The 17,273-nt window shown below is 35.8% G+C and carries 20 protein-coding genes and 1 other RNA gene; 18 read left to right on the top strand and 3 right to left on the bottom strand.

Annotated features, from left to right (window positions below):
• Positions 1–59: 59 nt before the first annotated feature.
• The 9 genes from LG329_RS01460 to LG329_RS01420 all read left to right on the top strand — a co-directional run bounded on the left by LG329_RS01460 (position 60) and on the right by LG329_RS01420 (position 8,947).
• Positions 60–461 carry a cytidine deaminase gene (locus tag LG329_RS01460; RefSeq protein WP_404452812.1) on the top strand — a complete coding sequence of 134 codons (402 nt, stop codon included), beginning with the start codon at positions 60–62 and terminating at the stop codon, positions 459–461.
• A gap of 185 nt (positions 462–646) precedes the next feature.
• Positions 647–949, top strand: coding sequence for a cell division regulator GpsB (gene gpsB / locus LG329_RS01455; protein WP_404452811.1), 303 nt, complete (start codon positions 647–649; stop codon positions 947–949).
• 56 nt (positions 950–1,005) lie between these two features.
• Positions 1,006–1,387: RNase P RNA component class B (gene rnpB, locus LG329_RS01450), an RNA gene on the top strand.
• 148 nt (positions 1,388–1,535) lie between these two features.
• A complete protein-coding gene (locus LG329_RS01445; RefSeq protein WP_404452810.1) occupies positions 1,536–2,675 on the top strand; it encodes a class I SAM-dependent RNA methyltransferase in 1,140 nt (379 codons plus the stop codon).
• Between the two features lie 2 nt (positions 2,676–2,677).
• Positions 2,678–4,177 (top strand): carboxypeptidase M32, encoded by a 1,500-nt coding sequence (locus LG329_RS01440; RefSeq protein ID WP_404452809.1) that lies wholly within the window; start codon positions 2,678–2,680, stop codon positions 4,175–4,177.
• Between the two features lie 238 nt (positions 4,178–4,415).
• Positions 4,416–5,504 carry a type III polyketide synthase gene (locus LG329_RS01435; protein ID WP_404452807.1) on the top strand — a complete coding sequence of 363 codons (1,089 nt, stop codon included), beginning with the start codon at positions 4,416–4,418 and terminating at the stop codon, positions 5,502–5,504.
• Positions 5,501–6,028, top strand: coding sequence for an isoprenylcysteine carboxyl methyltransferase family protein (locus tag LG329_RS01430; protein ID WP_404452806.1), 528 nt, complete (start codon positions 5,501–5,503; stop codon positions 6,026–6,028). The genes LG329_RS01435 and LG329_RS01430 overlap by 4 nt, the downstream gene beginning before the upstream one ends.
• 554 nt (positions 6,029–6,582) lie before the next feature.
• Complete coding sequence (locus LG329_RS01425; protein WP_404452805.1) at positions 6,583–7,086, top strand: hypothetical protein; 504 nt, start codon at positions 6,583–6,585, stop codon at positions 7,084–7,086.
• A 160-nt stretch (positions 7,087–7,246) separates the two neighbouring features.
• Positions 7,247–8,947 carry an IS1182 family transposase gene (locus tag LG329_RS01420; RefSeq protein ID WP_404452804.1) on the top strand — a complete coding sequence of 567 codons (1,701 nt, stop codon included), beginning with the start codon at positions 7,247–7,249 and terminating at the stop codon, positions 8,945–8,947.
• Here LG329_RS01420 and LG329_RS01415 read toward each other — a convergent pair whose 3' ends face one another.
• Together LG329_RS01415 and LG329_RS01410 are read right to left on the bottom strand one after the other, a co-directional pair.
• Positions 8,948–9,625, bottom strand: a complete 678-nt coding sequence (locus LG329_RS01415; RefSeq protein ID WP_404452803.1) for a queuosine precursor transporter — start codon at positions 9,623–9,625, stop codon at positions 8,948–8,950.
• Positions 9,626–9,824: 199 nt separating this feature from the next.
• Positions 9,825–10,025, bottom strand: a complete 201-nt coding sequence (locus LG329_RS01410) for a cold-shock protein (protein ID WP_404452802.1) — start codon at positions 10,023–10,025, stop codon at positions 9,825–9,827.
• Positions 10,026–10,268: 243 nt separating this feature from the next.
• On the opposite strand from LG329_RS01410, the gene LG329_RS01405 reads away from it, so the two are divergent.
• From LG329_RS01405 to LG329_RS01390, 4 genes are read left to right on the top strand one after another with little or no spacing between them, the layout of a single operon-like run.
• On the top strand, positions 10,269–11,939 hold the full coding sequence (locus tag LG329_RS01405) for a formate--tetrahydrofolate ligase (RefSeq protein ID WP_404452801.1): 1,671 nt from the start codon (positions 10,269–10,271) through the stop codon (positions 11,937–11,939).
• A complete protein-coding gene (locus LG329_RS01400) occupies positions 11,939–12,538 on the top strand; it encodes an HD domain-containing protein (protein WP_404452800.1) in 600 nt (199 codons plus the stop codon). The genes LG329_RS01405 and LG329_RS01400 overlap by 1 nt, the downstream gene beginning before the upstream one ends.
• A 23-nt stretch (positions 12,539–12,561) precedes the next feature.
• Positions 12,562–12,861: a TIGR04104 family putative zinc finger protein gene (locus LG329_RS01395; protein WP_404452799.1), complete on the top strand. Its 300-nt coding sequence runs from the start codon at positions 12,562–12,564 to the stop codon at positions 12,859–12,861.
• A gap of 46 nt (positions 12,862–12,907) precedes the next feature.
• Positions 12,908–13,231 carry a hypothetical protein gene (locus tag LG329_RS01390; protein ID WP_404452798.1) on the top strand — a complete coding sequence of 108 codons (324 nt, stop codon included), beginning with the start codon at positions 12,908–12,910 and terminating at the stop codon, positions 13,229–13,231.
• 76 nt (positions 13,232–13,307) lie between these two features.
• Here the strand turns inward: LG329_RS01390 and LG329_RS01385 are convergent, their stop codons facing one another.
• A complete protein-coding gene (locus LG329_RS01385; RefSeq protein WP_404452796.1) occupies positions 13,308–14,363 on the bottom strand; it encodes an NlpC/P60 family protein in 1,056 nt (351 codons plus the stop codon).
• Between the two features lie 267 nt (positions 14,364–14,630).
• On the opposite strand from LG329_RS01385, the gene LG329_RS01380 reads away from it, so the two are divergent.
• The 5 genes from LG329_RS01380 to LG329_RS01360 all read left to right on the top strand — a co-directional run bounded on the left by LG329_RS01380 (position 14,631) and on the right by LG329_RS01360 (position 17,252).
• Positions 14,631–15,587, top strand: coding sequence for a thymidylate synthase (locus LG329_RS01380; RefSeq protein ID WP_404452795.1), 957 nt, complete (start codon positions 14,631–14,633; stop codon positions 15,585–15,587).
• Between the two features lie 23 nt (positions 15,588–15,610).
• Positions 15,611–16,102, top strand: a complete 492-nt coding sequence (locus LG329_RS01375) for a dihydrofolate reductase (RefSeq protein WP_404452793.1) — start codon at positions 15,611–15,613, stop codon at positions 16,100–16,102.
• A gap of 1 nt (position 16,103) precedes the next feature.
• Positions 16,104–16,682, top strand: a complete 579-nt coding sequence (locus tag LG329_RS01370; protein WP_404452792.1) for a molybdenum cofactor guanylyltransferase — start codon at positions 16,104–16,106, stop codon at positions 16,680–16,682.
• A gap of 147 nt (positions 16,683–16,829) precedes the next feature.
• Positions 16,830–17,036 (top strand): twin-arginine translocase TatA/TatE family subunit, encoded by a 207-nt coding sequence (locus LG329_RS01365; RefSeq protein ID WP_404452791.1) that lies wholly within the window; start codon positions 16,830–16,832, stop codon positions 17,034–17,036.
• Between the two features lie 21 nt (positions 17,037–17,057).
• A complete protein-coding gene (locus LG329_RS01360) occupies positions 17,058–17,252 on the top strand; it encodes a twin-arginine translocase TatA/TatE family subunit (RefSeq protein ID WP_404452790.1) in 195 nt (64 codons plus the stop codon).
• Positions 17,253–17,273 lie beyond the last annotated feature (21 nt).

Here is a 17,273-nt window from a genome sequence, read left to right as displayed (position 1 = left end):
TACAATTAGTAGCGAATCTTTTATACTAATTTTCCACAATGTGTGAGAGGAGAACATGCATGAAAAAAGAACAGTTAATGGAGAAAGCAATTGAAATACGTAGTAAAGCATATGTACCGTACTCTAAATTTCCAGTTGGAGCTGCTTTGCTCACGAAATCTGGTAAAGTTTATACGGGTTGCAATATAGAAAATGCTGCATATCCTGTGAGTTTATGTGCGGAACGAGTAGCTATTTTTAAAGCTGTATCAGATGGTGAGACAGAGTTCGCTGAATTAGCAGTGGCAGCTGATACGGATCGTCCAGTGCCACCATGTGGTTCATGTAGACAGGTTATGAGTGAATTTTTTAAACCAGAGACTACCATTCATTTGACCAATTTACATAATCAATTAAAAACTGTTACAATGGAAGAACTACTACCATTTTCATTTCAACCACATGACCTAACGAAATCCTAAAAGAAGCCGAGATTCCAGCTTCTTTTTTACTTAGGAAAGCTTGAACAGAAGCCTAGATTTACAAAATGGTATAATAAATATGTAACTCATAATCCACTACTAGACACATATAGTTAAAATTGACATTTCGGTAATTGTTTGAAAAAATGAAAAAGACTTTGTAGAAGATATGAGGTGATTATAAAATGAGTTTAAATCGTATCAATTTGAGTGGCAAAGACATACTTGAAAAAGATTTTAAAACGGCGATGCGTGGATATAATCAAGAAGAAGTAGATGAGTTTCTAGATTCAGTAATACAAGACTATGATACGTTCCAACAAGAAATTGATCGATTAAAACAAGAAAACGAAAGACTGAAGACGCAATCTGATCAAACGAGAACACGTTCGACAACTCCTAATCATCAGGTTAATTATGATGTTTTAAAACGATTATCCAACTTGGAAAAAGCTGTATTCGGTAAAAAGTTTGCTGAAACAGAATAAACACCTGTTACTAAATTAAGTATAATATGTTATAATCTATTGTAGTTAAAAATTAAATACTCATGTAATCGCTGCATATCTTTGAATATGTAGAGGAAAGTCCATGCTCGCACAAACTGTGATGTTTGTAGTGTTCGTGCTTGACGAAATCATAAGTCAAGGTAACCAAATTGGTTAACGGCAAGGGAACTCCCTAAGTCTGACGATATGGGATACGATCTTTGAAAGTGCCACAGTGACGGAGTTAGATCGGAAACGGTCTAAGTGGAACGAGGTAAACCCCACGAGTGAGCAACCCAAATAATGGTAGGGGCATCTTTGATTAGGGAAATGAACCGAAAAAAGGACAAGTTATTTACTTGTAGATAGATGATTACAACCTGCGTACAAGGCTGACCACCACTTGAGTACAACGGTACAGAACATGGCTTACCTGAGTATTAATGGTCTACATAATAAACCCTTTTAAAAGTATCTAGAGCTTTTAAAAGGGTTTTTTCTTTAATGTCCTGTTTCTATTTCAAATCTCTATCTATTATGTGGTAGACTATACATAATTTAGTTTTAATCAGAAAGGAACGAAAAAATGGCTCAGAATGTCACACTTATCGCAACGGCCGCTATGGGTTTAGAATCAGTTGTTGCAAATGAAGTTAAGGAACTTGGTTACGAGGTAAACGTAGAAAATGGAAAAGTAATCTTTGATGCGCCAATCTCTGCAATACCTAGATGTAATTTATGGATTAGAACAGGCGATCGAATAAAAGTGCTTGTAGGTGAATTCGAGGCAACATCGTTTGATGAGCTATTTGAAGGAACCAAATCAATACCATGGGAGTCTTTTATTACAGAAGATGGTCAATTCCCTGTCAGTGGTAAATCCGTTAAATCAAAACTGTACAGTGTGCCTGATTGTCAAGCCATTGTAAAGAAAGCGGTTGCAGAAAGATTGAAGTTAAAGTATGGTTTAGCATCAAAAATGCCCGAAACTGGAGCCTTATATCGAATAGAAGTTGCCATTCTTAAAGATAAGGTATCGCTGACTATGGATACATCTGGAAGCGGATTACATAAGCGCGGCTACAGGGTAGGGCAGGGGGATGCGCCTTTAAAAGAAACAATGGCTGCAGCTTTACTTAAATTAACAAACTGGAAACCAGAATACCCTTTAATTGATCCTTTTTGTGGATCAGGTACCGTAGCAATTGAAGCAGCATTAATTGGTCAAAGCATCGCACCAGGATTTAACAGAGATTTCGCCTCTCAGGACTGGGATTTTGTAAAAAATAAATATTGGGACCAAGCCTTTGAAGAAGCTGAAGATAAAGCAAATTATGATCAAAAGCTACAGATAATCGGTTCTGATATTGATCATAACATGATAAAAATTTCAAAGGAAAATGCACGAGAAGCAGGTTTAGGGGATTTAATTTCCTGGAAACAGATGCAAGTAAGAGACTTGTTCCTGCGTAATGAAAATGGATATATTGTTAGCAATCCTCCTTATGGTGAGCGGATTGGTGATCGGAAAGAAATCGCTAAAATGCATAAGGACTTAGGGACAATCATGAAGAACCATCCGAGCTGGAGTGTGTATATTATTACGGCCTATGAAGACTTCGAGAAGCAATACGGGGAAAAGGCAACCAAAAAAAGAAAACTATTCAATGGATTCATTCGAACAGATTACTATCAGTACTTTGGAAAGAAAGTCGAGGGGAAATAGTTTTGGATAATGTAGCACAAGCAGAAAAAGATTTTAAAGAGTTATTAAAAGAACAAAATGCTTACAGAGAGACAATCATGTTGACACATTGGGATATGAGAACGAAAATCCCCAAAAAAGGCGTGGAACAGCGATCAGAAGTGGTTGGATTCTTGTCAGAGAAATTACACCAGATTGAAACATCAGAGAAAATGAAAAACTTTATCGATGTATTAAAGGAGCATTCAGAGGACGATTTTATCAAGAAAACAGTGGCTGAATGTGAAGAGATATACGAACGAAATCGTAAAATTCCATCCGCTGAATTTAAAGAATATGTCATGCTTCAATCCAAATCAGAATCCATTTGGCAAGAAGCTAAGGAAAAAGACGACTTTTCTTTGTTTCAACCATATTTAGAACAACTAGTTGAATATAATAAAAAGTTTGCGAATTATTGGGGATATAAGGACCATATTTATGATGCATTACTAGATAACTATGAGCCTGGTGTTACTGTGAAAACATTAGATCAGGTTTTTCCAGATTTAAGAAAGTCTTTAACGGGCTTATTGGATCAAATTTCTGCTAGCTCTGTTAAACCAGATCCGTCCGTTTTAGAAGGGCATTTTCCAAAAGAAAAACAAGAAGCATTTAGTTTAGCTATTTTAGAAAAAATGGGATATGACTTTTCTTCCGGACGTCTTGATGAAACTATTCATCCGTTCGCAATTGCTTTAAATCAAAATGATGTACGTGTGACTACAAATTATGATGAAACTGATTTCCGTACAGCGGTTTTTGGCACGATACATGAAGGCGGACATGCTCTATATGAGCAAAATATCAGTAAAAGCTTGGCGAATACACCACTTTCTGATGGAACGTCAATGGGAATACATGAGTCTCAATCTTTATTCTGGGAAAACTTTGTTGGTCGAACTAAATCATTCTGGAATTCTCATTATGATTTATTTAAATCATTTGCACCAAAGAATTTGCAGGAAGTTCCATTAGATGATTTTTATCGTGCTGTAAACGAAGTAAAACCATCGTTTATTCGAATTGAAGCAGATGAATTAACGTATCCGCTCCATATCATGATTCGTTATGAGCTTGAAAAAGGCTTGATTAATGGGGACATAAAGGTAGCAGATTTACCACGTCTGTGGAATGAAAAGATGCAAGAATACTTAGGAGTTACTCCACCAAACGATCGTGTCGGAGTTTTACAGGATATTCATTGGTCTGGGGGAGACTTTGGTTATTTTCCTTCTTATGCATTAGGGTATATGTATGCCGCACAATTCAATCATACGCTTCAAAAAGAATTGGATGTAGATCGGCAAATTGCATCAGGTAATTTCACACCAATAAGAGAATGGTTAACAAAAAACATCCATCAGTATGGGAAAATGAAGAAGCCACTCGAGATTGTTGAAGATGTAACAAATGAAAAACTCAACTCTGACTATCTAGTGAATTATTTAACAGAAAAATATACGGACATTTATAAGCTTTAAACCAAAAACAGGACCCTACATAGTCCTGTTTTTTCACGCAAGGAAAGTATAAACGAAAGTCTGTCTAGCTCCAGCGCCTAGCCCCTCGAGATTTTAAGGCGAATCTCTTTGTGATAAAAATCATCACTAAGAGATTCGCCTTAAACTTGTCGGGGCTGACCAAGGCGCTTGCGCTTTTCTTACAGGTATTATTTTTTCATAAACGTGCATCCTATATGAAAGATAATGAGGTGATAGAGTGGCATATATTGGTTCTGTTGGTCTTGGTATTCCTAAACATGAATTACGTCAAAATGAAGTTAAACAACTTGTAAAACATATATTTCCCTATAACGAAAAACAATTAGAGAGATTAATGCCAGTTTATGATCATGCCATGATTAGTAAACGTCAACTTGTGGTTGATGCAGAATGGTTTAAGAATTCACATACATTTAAAGAAAAAAATGATTTATATCAAAAATACGCATTAGAATACTCACTTGAGGCGATGGATCAATGCTTATCGAATGAGCTTCATTTAAAAGATACAATTCCATATGAGGCGATTGATATGATAGCATTTGTATCAAGTACAGGAATTGCTACACCCTCAATGGATGCACATCTTATAAATAAGCGCCCGTTTCGACCGGATGTTGTGCGTCTGCCATTATGGGGATTGGGTTGTGCCGGTGGTGCTATAGGAATAGCCAGAGTATTTGATTGGATTAAAGCACACCCAACAAAGACAGCTTTATTAGTATGTTGCGAATTATGTAGTTTAACGTTCCAAAAAGATGATGCATCCAAAAGTAATTTAATTGGAACTGCACTTTTTGGAGATGGTGTCGGTGCAGCACTATTAATAGGAGAGGAATCACCATACCGTAGTTATAATAAAAAAACCATGCCTAAAGTAAAAAAAAGTAGCTCACACATAGAAAAGAATACTTTGTCTGTTATGGGGTGGGACGTAACGAATAATGGTCTTGGAGTAATTTTTTCTAAAAGTATTCCTAGCCTTGTTAACACCTTATGGAAAGACCACATAACGAACTTTTTATCTGAAAATCAGCTAACTAAAGAGACTATTCATTCGTTTATTGCTCATCCAGGCGGAAAAAAGGTGATAGAGGCAATGGAGGAAGTTCTACAGCTATCAGGTGAGAAATTACTTCATTCCTATCATGTGCTCAAAGAACATGGAAATATGTCTTCTGCCACAGTAATTTTTGTACTCAATGAATGGATGAAAGAAGACGTTGCCGAAAATGAGTTAAGTATACTATCTTCACTTGGGCCAGGATTTAGTTCGGAATTATTACTTTTGGAGTGGTGCAATTGACAACATGGATCTGGGTTCTATTAGCAGTTGTAATTTGTCAGCGTTTGATTGAATTAGTTATAGCACGAAAAAATGAAGAATGGATGCTACGTCAAGGTGGAGTAGAACGAGGCGCGGAACACTATAAGTGGTTTGTTGCTGTACATGCCTTGTTTTTTATCAGCATAATAGTGGAATGTTTACTTAGAAATAATCCTATTGAATCGATAAACTATTTTCTGTTTAGTATATTTATACTCACTCAGTTAGCAAGGGTTTGGTGTATTACAAGTTTAGGTAAATTTTGGAATACAAAAGTTATTATTTTACCAGGCGCTTCTTTGCGTACAACTGGCCCGTATAATTATATTAAACATCCAAATTATTTAATAGTCGGGATTGAATTATTTGTGATTCCATTACTTATCGGTGCACCGATTACGGCAATAACTTTTCCTTTAGTACACATCTTTTTACTCATTAAATGGCGACTTCCAATTGAAGATAAAGCACTAGCAGACATTCGTTCTATGGAAAAAGGATAACAATATGTTAACTAGTTTTGTTGTCGACTATTAAGTTCAGTATTCTTTTTTTCTTTAGGAGCGACTGTGTATTTAGTATGGACGGAGTTTGTTTGTATAAGCAGGATAAAGCAACAAAATCCAGTTAACCGTTCGCGATATTGAGTGACAAAAAGCTGGTCGGAATTAATCCGAGATCAACGGTACTTTCTAGTCTTGCCTCGGATTGACACTGAGTTTAAATCAAATAAACGTATTATACAGATTATATTTTAAATAAATCCCAATTTCTCATTTATGACAATGAGAGAATTGGGATTTTACTAATGATATCTCCTTACATAAGAACCAGGTTAAATTCCGTATTATTTGTTGAAGCGCAGTAGAAATATACAATAAGTATTTCGCCTCTTTTCATATTCCTAAACAAATTTTAATATATATGACAGATATTGAAAGGTGGAAATAGGATGACAATTAGAAAGGTATCCTTAGCTGATTGTAGGGATGGCTAAAGTACACATATAAGTATAAAATCCGAAAAGCTTTTAGAGTTCGTATAGGGAGGGATTATGTTGATTGAACTGTGGATGTCAATTATTACAGCCTCATCCGGTTTTATAGGTGCTTTAATTGGTGGGATAATAACCTCACATTCTGCAAAAAAACAAATTCAAGTGGAGAGCGATAGAATTAATGATGAAAAGAAAGAAGCTGAAAGACTTAATGTTAAGGTTGTTAAGACTTTTTTAATGAATGAAATAAAATATAACATAGCATTATTACAAGAATTAGAGGAAGCCTTTAGGCTGGAATTTAATTATTATAAGGAAAATTCTTATATATTTAACAAAGAGTTTAAGTTCGAGGAATATGATAGGGTGAAATACGAACTTATAAAATATCCATCACTGACAATTAATACAACTGTTGAAATCTATCAAGCTTTCTATTTATTGAGTAGAAAAAGGGATTTTAAGTCATATACTGAAAACGAATATGATTTTGTAAAAAGGATATATAAAAATTCCTTGATAATGAACTTTGACTTTGAAATACCTAAAATTGTAAGTTTATAAAGAGGCTGGGACAAAACTCAGTAAATAAATAAAAGCGTGGTACTCACCGTGTAGGTGAAATACCGCGCTTTTATTATATAATCGTATATTTTCACTAAACAAAAAGAACCCCTTTTGATAGAATTAAAGTAACTACACAATAACTATCGGAGGGATTCTTATGTTTAAAAATTATAACATAAATCAAGTTGTTTTGCCGCTAGATTTAGAAATAAAGTTGGACAAAAATGATATTGCCTATGCGGTAAATGATGTTGTAACACAGATTCCGGATGAAGCATTCGCTACCTTTTCTCGTGAAACTGGATGTCCAGCCTATCACCCGCAAATGATGATGAAAGTTATCTTGTGTGCCTACACGCAGTCGGTTTTTTCTGGAAGAAAAATCGAAGGGTTACTCAAAGACAGTGTGCGTATGATGTGGTTAGCGCAAGGATATGAACCAAGTTATCGTACCATCAATCGTTTTCGTGTGCATCCAGAGGTTAAAGAAATACTCCGTCAGTGTTTCGTGCAATTCCGTTGTCAGTTGGTGAAAGAAAAACAGATTGATGAAGAAGCGATTTTTATTGATGGAACCAAGGTTGAGGCGAATGCTAATAAATTTACGTTTGTATGGCGTAAATCGATTGAAAGGTACAGTGTTAATTTGGTGGAAAAGTCCAACCAAATGTATGATGAATTATTGGAAAAAGAAATTATTCCAGGCATTGAACGCGAAAGTTCGGACGAACTTTCCACTGACGAACTCACAAAAGTCGTGAAACAGCTTGATGACGAGGTAATGACCTACGACAAAAAAATAGAAGCGAGCGAGGTCGGTAGCGAACGAAAACAAGTTCGATCGGAGCGCAAAGCACCCAAACAATACCGCAAACAATTTAAAGATTTTGTGGCGCGTAAACAAAAATACCAAAACGACATGGAAGTCTTTGGAGAACGCAACAGTTACTCGAAGACGGATCATGATGCCACTTTTATGCGAATGAAAGATGATTATATGAAGAACGGTCAACTAAAAGCAGGTTACAATGTGCAGGCTGCGACGGAAGGACAATATGTGCTCGCTTATGATGTATTCCCAAACCCGACAGATACACGCACCTTCATTCCATTTCTGGATAACATAGAGAACAATTTCTTTAAGTTGCCGAAGCATATTGTCGCTGACGCAGGGTACGGAAGTGAACAAAACTACGAAGATGTCATGGAGAATCGAAAACGCACCCCGCTGATTACCTATAACCAGTATCGAAAAGAGAAGAAAAAGAAACATAAAAATAACGTTTTCCATACAGCCAATTGGGAATATAACAAGGAAGACGATACGTTTACCTGTCCAAATGGAAAACAATTGATGTTCCGGCACGTGTCCAATCGAACAGACAAATACGGACTGACACGAACGTTTAAAGTCTATGAGTGTGAGGACTGTTCAGATTGTCCATTGCGTTCCCAATGCACCAAAGCGAAGGAAGGAAATAATCGAAAAATTTATTACAATGAAAAATGGGAACGCCAAAAAGCATATATTAGGCAGCTGCTTTCGGAAGAGGAAACTGGTGAAATCTACGGCAATCGTAAAATCGATGTGGAGCCAGTCTTCGGATTCCTGAAGGCTAATTTGTGCTTCACTCGTATGTCTGTGAGGGGTGAAGAGAAGGTAGAAAATGAATTAGGATTTGCATTCATGGCGGTAAACTTGAGGAAGTACACCGCCATGAAGATAAATCAACGAAAAGATAATGAAAATAATCCAACGAAAAATGGTTCCGATCATCAAAAACCGATGATCGGAACCATTTTTAAGTTAATTTTGGCTAGTTATGTCCCAGCCTCTAGCAATATGATTATAGATTAACTACTCTTTTTTGTGCATGAATTTTGCAATATACATGAACGGCGAATCAATTAATGCGACTACAAATTTTATTACATAGGTTGTAATGAAGATTTCTAGCCAAACATCGAATGGATATTGGCCATAAAAAGCTATACTACAAAACACGATAGTATCAAGCAATTGACTCAACATTGTTCCGACATTATTCCGAATCCACAAATACTTAGTTTGTGGTAGAACCTTCCGAATCTTATCATAGATCCAAACATCGAAATATTGACTAATGATGTATGCAGCCATGCTACCTAGAGCAATTTGGGGAATTAAACCAAATAAGGTTTCTAGAGAACCTTGGGCAAAATCACTTTGGCCTGGCTCGAATACTAATGCAATCTGCATCATAACAGTCATCGCAATTAAAGTTGAAAACCCTAACCAAACAGCCTTTTTAGCATCATCTTTACTGTATTTCTCGTTTAATATATCCGTTGCCAGGTAGGCAGAACCGTAAATGATATTACCTAACGTAGCAGTTAAACCAAATAGTTCAACAGTTTTGAGTACCTGTATATTTGCTATAACCGTAGCAATACCAATCCAGACGAACAACCCCATCTTACCAAATATACGGTAAAAAATAATTAGTAAAGAAAAATTAAAAATTGCAAACAGAATCCATATTATTTCATTGGACATCATAATTTCCTCCTTAGTTTTGATAACGCGGGAGTTTGCGAACCGCGGTAAAAAATCAACAAAATTCATTATACGGAATCCTCATATCTAATGCAAGGGAGTATACACGCACAAGCGCACGAATATGGCAATGGGCGCTGGAGCTAGAAACCAAAAAAACCGGTAATCATTTTAGATTACCGGTTCATATATTTATCCATTATTTTTTCGTGACGTTTGCAGCTTGTGGTCCGCGTTCACCTTCGATAATTTCAAATGAAACTGCTTGACCTTCTTCTAATGATTTAAATCCTTCTTCTTGGATAGCTGAATAATGTACAAATACATCATCTCCATCTTCAACTTGGATGAAACCATAGCCTTTTTCCGCATTAAACCATTTTACTGTACCGTTTTCCATGTGATTAATCCTCCTAAAAACTTTCACGTCAAACGTGTTAATACAAAGCAGATCGATATCACTACTTATTCATGATTCAAAACATCTTCTTTGCTTGTGTCCAATATAGCTTATTTAGACTATTCAGTCAAGGAAAAAAACCTATATTCTTATTACCTTTTACCTTATTTTTGTATTTTTCATATAACTCTTTTCCAATTTAATGTACACTAGTTATATTGATAAATGAAAGGGGATGTAGTATTGAAAACAGATATTGAAATTGCGCAAGAAGCAGAACTAAAACCAATAGGAGATATTGCGAAGGACCTTCATTTAACTGAAGAGGACTTTGAACCATATGGTCATACTAAAGCAAAACTATCAGATAATCTTTTGAAAAAATTACATGATAAACCTGATGGTAAAGTTGTTCTTGTAACATCTATCAATCCTACTCCAGCTGGGGAAGGTAAATCTACGGTAACAGTTGGTTTAGGACAAGCGTTAAATAAATTGAATAAAAAAGCAATTATCGCATTGCGTGAACCTTCACTTGGTCCTGTAATGGGTATGAAAGGTGGGGCCGCTGGTGGAGGATATTCACAGGTATTACCGATGGAAGACATAAATTTACATTTCACAGGGGATCTTCATGCCATAACCAGTGCAAATAATGCATTGTCTGCCATCATTGATAATCATATTCATCGTGGTAATGAATTAAATATTGATCCACGAAGAGTGGAATGGAAGCGTGTAATGGATATGAATGATCGAGTGCTAAGACAAATTGTTGTTGGACTGGGAGGACCGCTTCGAGGAGTTCCACGTGAAGATGGATTTACAATTACCGTAGCATCTGAAATTATGGCTATATTATGTTTATCAATTGGATTGGAAGATTTAAAGGAGCGCATTTCACGAATTGTAATCGGCTATACATACGATGAAGAGCCAGTTACTGTTAGAGATTTAAAAATCGAGGGAGCTTTAACATTACTTTTAAAAGATGCTATAAAACCAAATCTAGTTCAAACTACCGAAAGCACTCCTGCAATTATCCATGGAGGGCCATTTGCTAATATTGCTCATGGATGCAACAGTATTATGGCAACAAAAACAGCAGCTAAGCTCGGGGATTACGTCGTAACAGAAGCTGGTTTCGGTGCCGATTTAGGTGCAGAAAAATTTCTTGATATTAAGTCACGAGCTGGAGATATTGATACTTCTGCAGTTGTAATTGTTGCAACAGTACGTGCTTTGAAAATGCATGGGGGTGTCGATAAAAATAACCTTAAAGAAGAAAATGTTAAGGCATTGAAAAATGGGATGGCTAATTTAAAAAAGCATATGGAAACAATTGAACAATTTGGTTTGCCATATGTCGTCGCTATTAATAAATTTCCAACAGATACTGAAGCTGAAACAGATTTTATACAAACATGGTGTGAATCCAATGGTGCAGAAGTTGCACTAACAGATGTATGGTCAAAAGGTGGAGCAGGTGGAATAGAGCTAGCAGATAAAGTTATTGGTAAAACCGCTTCAAATGAGCGTGATTTCCAATATACGTATGATGTTAATGCAACATTAGAAACGAAAATTAGAATGATTGCCCAAAAAATTTATGGTGCAGACGATATAGAGTTTTCCCAAAAAGCAAAAAAACAACTTGTTTTTTATGAAAAACAAGGATGGGGCAAGTTACCAATCTGCATGGCCAAAACACAATACTCCTTAAGTGATGATCCAACTTTACTTGGCCGACCTGAAGGGTTCACTGTGTCGATTCGCGAATTACATGCATCAATAGGTGCTGGATTTATCGTTGTGTTAACAGGTGAAATGATGACAATGCCAGGATTACCTAAGGAACCTGCTGCATATAATATGGATGTAACAGAAGACGGAAAAATAATAGGGTTGTTTTAATGGATAGAAAAAAAGACCAGCTTCAAACAATTCGCGACTATGTCTTCGAGCTATTTCATAATGATGCCACAGGACATGATTATTATCATATGGAACGTGTTGCACGAATGGCTAAAACTATAGCAGAAAAAGAAGGAGCCGATTCATTTATTTGTGAAACGGCTGCATGGCTGCATGATATTGGAGATAAGAAATTATTTACAAACCCTGAACAAGCCAGAAATGAAATGGATGATATATTAACAAAAATAGAGATTGATAGGAATTCGATTGAACTAATTTATGAAGCAATCAAAGATGTTTCCTTCAGTAAAGGTAAAACACCGGCAACACTAGCAGGAGAAATCGTTCAGGATGCGGACAGACTAGATGCAATTGGCGCAATAGGCATTTCACGGGTGTTTGCATACGGTGGAACCAAAGAGCAACTCATTTATCATGATGAAAATCCAGAAAATACATCTATCCAGCATTTTTACGATAAATTACTAAAGTTGAAAAATCTAATGAATACCCCAACTGCTATAAAGATAGCACAGGAGCGTCACGCATTTATGGAAGCTTATTTAGATCAGTTTTTTCGTGAGTGGAAGGACTAGTCCATAGCGAAGGAGGGATTACATTGCCAACGTGTCAAAAGTGTCAACGTACATGGAGTTCGAAAGCCACAATACGCACCATGTTTACTTTCCGAATGAGATTAAAATGTCCATATTGTGGGGAAACACAATTTCTTGCTGCCAAATCAAGAAAGCTATCCTCGTTTATGTCTATGCCTTTTACGTTTATATGGTTTTTATTAGTATTTTTTCAGGTGTCTTTAGTTTTCATCATTAGTTATGTAGTGATTGCATTCCTAGCACTTTTTTTGATAATGCCCGTCTATTATGAAATTACAAATGAGGAAGAGGCTTTGTGGTAAAGGCTAAGTTAGCGAATTAAAACACGGAAGTATGGGGGAGATAAAAATGTTCTTTACTATCGTCTTTTATGCAGCCTTGTTCATTACTGTAATAACTACCATTCTAGCTATAAAAGGCAATCATCAGCTTTATTGGGTTGCAGCGCTTTTTACATACATTTTTAGTTTTATAGGTGGTTTTTCAATTGGTCAAATAACGGTAGGGTTAACGTTTGTTTTCATATTTCTAGCTGTTGGATATTCATTTAACATAATTAAAAATAATCTGCAGTTAACATTATTTGTGATTGTAGGATTAATGGTTGGTCTTATTTTAGTTCTCTATGTTGATGACTATTGGTTGTTTTTCCCGTTTACTTTTTTCAGTTAGTGAAATTTAGTAATTACAGGTATAAATGAAGTAATTATATTGAGCCCCATGGTTGATCCAAGGGGCCTTTGTTAATCTATTTCACTCGTTTAGCACCAAGATATCTATTTTGCCAATAAGCGTAGCTCATATCCGTTATTTCTACACCATTTGAACCTGCATGAATGAATTTATTATTTCCGATGTAAATACCCATATGGGATGGGCCTGGCTTATACGTTTCATAGAAGACTAAATCTCCAACAGAGGGGTTTCCAACAGGGGTAGCAAAATTCCACATGTCACTAACTGTTCTTGGTACGTTAATGTTTTGCTTTTCAAAGATATATTGTATAAATCCGCTACAATCGAAACCATTAACAGTTTCACCGCCCCAAACGTATGGAGTACCAATTAATGAACGTGCTATACTTACAGCTCCATTATTTGCAGAGGCTTGAACTTTCACTTTTTTTGCTTTTTCTTCCTTTTGTATGACTTCAACTTCTTTTGTATCCGATTCTATTTCTTGTTTTGGCTCCTTTTCGATCTTTTCCTTTTTATTTTCATCGAGTTTCTGATCAACAGCAGTATGTAGGGTCTGAAGGTGTGTTTCGGTTACTTCTTTTGTTAGATCAACGTCGTGTTTTTCCTCAGCTATTTTTATCGCTTTTGCCGTTAGCGGTCCGTAACTACTATCAATTTCACCTTTATAATAACCAAAATATTGTAGTGCTTCTTGGACAATCTTAACATCTTCGCTTACCATACCACGTGAAATGGAATCTGATAGGTCAACTAACTGATTAAGATATTTTTCTTTTTCTGCCTGTATAATGATGTGCAGGGTTTGCATATCCGCCTGACCAGTGACAAAAATTCCATGTTCCTTTTGAAATCTTTTTAATGCATGTTCAGTTAATATGTCGAAATCCCCATCAATTTCATCATCAAAATAGGATAACTTATTTAGTTTTTGCTGTAGTACCCGAATGGACTCTCCATGTTCACCGTATTTCAAATATTCCGCTTCTAACAGTATTTTGCTCTGCACCATGGGATACGAATCTACATAAACAGCGAACGGCTGACTTAACACATAGCTGTACAGGAACGATTGTTTTACTACGTTTTCTACAGTAGCATTTAACACACAACTATCCCCTTTCTAAATAAGAATCTTCTAACAGATTTATGACAAAATAATTGTTTATATGACCCAACGAGGTTACGTTTAGGTTACAGCAGGCTAACATATAAGATACGGGGCTGTCACAATAACTTGGCTATTGTAACTGCATTTTAATAGTAAACCTGGAAGAAAGAATAGTAACTTAAACACCCAGATTTCGTTCGTATGGAGTATCGGGTTATGTTACAATAAGTTACGAATATCCTATTAAAGTGCGGAGGCAAGAAAATGTATAATGGTGAACAAGCATATTTAGACATGTGTCAGCATGTTCTTGACAATGGAAATAAAAAAGAAGATCGAACAAATACAGGTACGTATTCTGTTTTCGGACACCAAATTCGCTTTGATTTAAGTCAAGGGTTTCCACTATTAACTACTAAAAAGGTTCCGTTTCGTCTAGTTGCAAGTGAATTATTGTGGTTTATTAAAGGGGATACAAATATCCGCTTTTTGTTGGAAAATAATAATAATATTTGGAATGAATGGGCATTTAAAAATTGGGTAGAAAGCACAGAATATGCCGGCCCAGATATGACAGATTTTGGAAATCGATGTCAAACAGATGATGCATTTAATAAACAATACCAAGAACAAATGACAATTTTTAAAGAAAGCATTCTACAAGATGATGCGTTTGCAGCAAAATTTGGGGATTTAGGTTCTGTATATGGAAAGCAGTGGCGTAACTGGAGAACCTCCCAAAATGAAACGATAGACCAGTTGAAAGAAGTCATTGATTCTATCCGAAATAAACCAGATTCGAGAAGGCATATTGTTTCAGCTTGGAATCCTGAGGATGTCCCTAACATGGCATTACCTCCATGCCATACAATATTTCAATTTTATGTTGCTGATGGCAAATTATCATGTCAGTTATATCAGAGAAGTGCAGATATTTTCTTAGGAGTACCATTTAACATCGCAAGTTATGCTCTGCTAACCCATTTAATAGCACATGAATGTGATCTAGAGGTTGGAGAATTCATTCACACATTTGGAGATGCACATATTTATGCGAATCATATTGACCAGGTAAACATTCAACTCGGGAGAGATAGTAAACCATTTCCAAAGCTAGTCTTAAATAAAGGTAAAACAAGTATATTTGATTTTGATATGAACGACTTTGAATTAAAGGACTATAATCCACACCCGGCTATTAAAGCACCAATAGCTGTATAATACTGTCCTAGGAGGGATTCATTATGCTATCATTTGTTGTCGCAATGGACCGTAATCGTGTAATAGGTTTAAATAATGATTTACCATGGCAATTGCCAAAAGATCTAAAGTTTTTTAAAGAGAAAACTACGGGACATACTATGATTATGGGGCGGAAAACGTATGATTCACTTGGTAGACCTTTACCAAACCGAAAAAGTGTCGTATTAACAAGTCAAAATCCTTCATACCCCGAGGAAGTTGAAGTGATTCATGACATTAATACGATAAAAGAATGGAACGAAAAAAATCCAGAAAAAGAGTTTATGGTTATTGGTGGGGCAACGATTTTTGAACAAGTATTACCTTTTGTAGATCGTATGTATATTACGTGGATCGATGAATCCTTTGAAGGTGATACGTATTTTCCTGCTTTTTCTAAAGATGAATGGACTTTAACGAGTAAGGAAAAAGGGGAGAAAAACGAGAAGAATCCATATGATTATTACTTCCTGCAATATGATCGGAAACAATAATATGAATAGGTGTGGTGTGATTTTAGCAGGTGGCCATTCCACTAGAATGGGTACGAATAAGGCACTGCTACCATTACATAACAGAACGGTTATTGAGCATATTGCGGATGAAATGAAATCAATAAGTGATGAGATTGTTATCAATTCGAATGACGCATCTTTATTTTCTTACCTTGGATTACCTATAGTTGAAGATCGGTATAAAGATCAAGGTCCACTTGCAGGCATTGAGGCGATCCTTTCCCAAGTAGATTCAGATGTCTTCCTCATTAGTGCGTGTGATACTCCTTTTGTAAATCAACAAGTATATTTGTATTTGCTTGAACAATTGGAAGGGTTTGATGCAGTTATTCCAATCCATAAGGAGAAAATGCATCCTCTATCTGGTGTTTATTGTAGAAATATAGTAAACAAACTTCAAAGCCAATTAGATTCGGGGGAACGCAAGGTAAAATTGCTATTTGAACATATTCATGTAAAATATGTAGACGAGTTCCCAGGCATTCCTTATAAGGAACTAGAGAAGCACTTTTTTAACATGAACAATCCCGTACAATATGAAGAGGCGAAACGATTATAGCTTGTTATCTGAACGATAACCATGTTAAACTATAAGCGAATAATGTAGAATAGTTGATTTTGAACTTTGTGTGATATTTTTTAAATTTATAACTATGAATTTTTTATTGAAGTATAATGAGATTATCTAGTAAAGAAGGTGTTATACATGTTATCAAGTATTGGAGTACCAGGATTGATCTTAATTCTTATTGTAGCGCTAGTTGTTTTTGGCCCGAAAAAATTGCCGGAAATTGGAAAAGCTGCCGGTCAAACATTACGTGAATTTAAAAATTCTGCACGTGATTTAACAGGTGATGCTGCAGATGATATAAAAGAGGTAAAAGCTATTGTTAAGGGTGAAGAAAGTAAATAATATCTTTCGGAGTGATTTTATATGTTAAGTAACATTGGTGTACCTGGATTAATTATTATCCTCGTAATCGCTTTAGTCATTTTTGGTCCTTCTAAATTACCAGAGATAGGAAAATCATTTGGTAGTTCATTAAAAGAATTTAAAAATGCAACAAAAGATATTATGAGTGACGATGAATCCGATAAAAAAGACAAAAATGACAAATCATCAAACTAATGTTGGAAGGTGTAGGGGAAT

Origin of the sequence: Virgibacillus necropolis, assembly GCF_044793635.1 — a bacterium.
Lineage (GTDB): Bacteria > Bacillota > Bacilli > Bacillales > Amphibacillaceae > Virgibacillus_F > Virgibacillus_F necropolis_A.
Note: the sequence above shows the minus strand (reverse complement) of the source record. Positions and strands in the feature narration are given on the sequence as shown.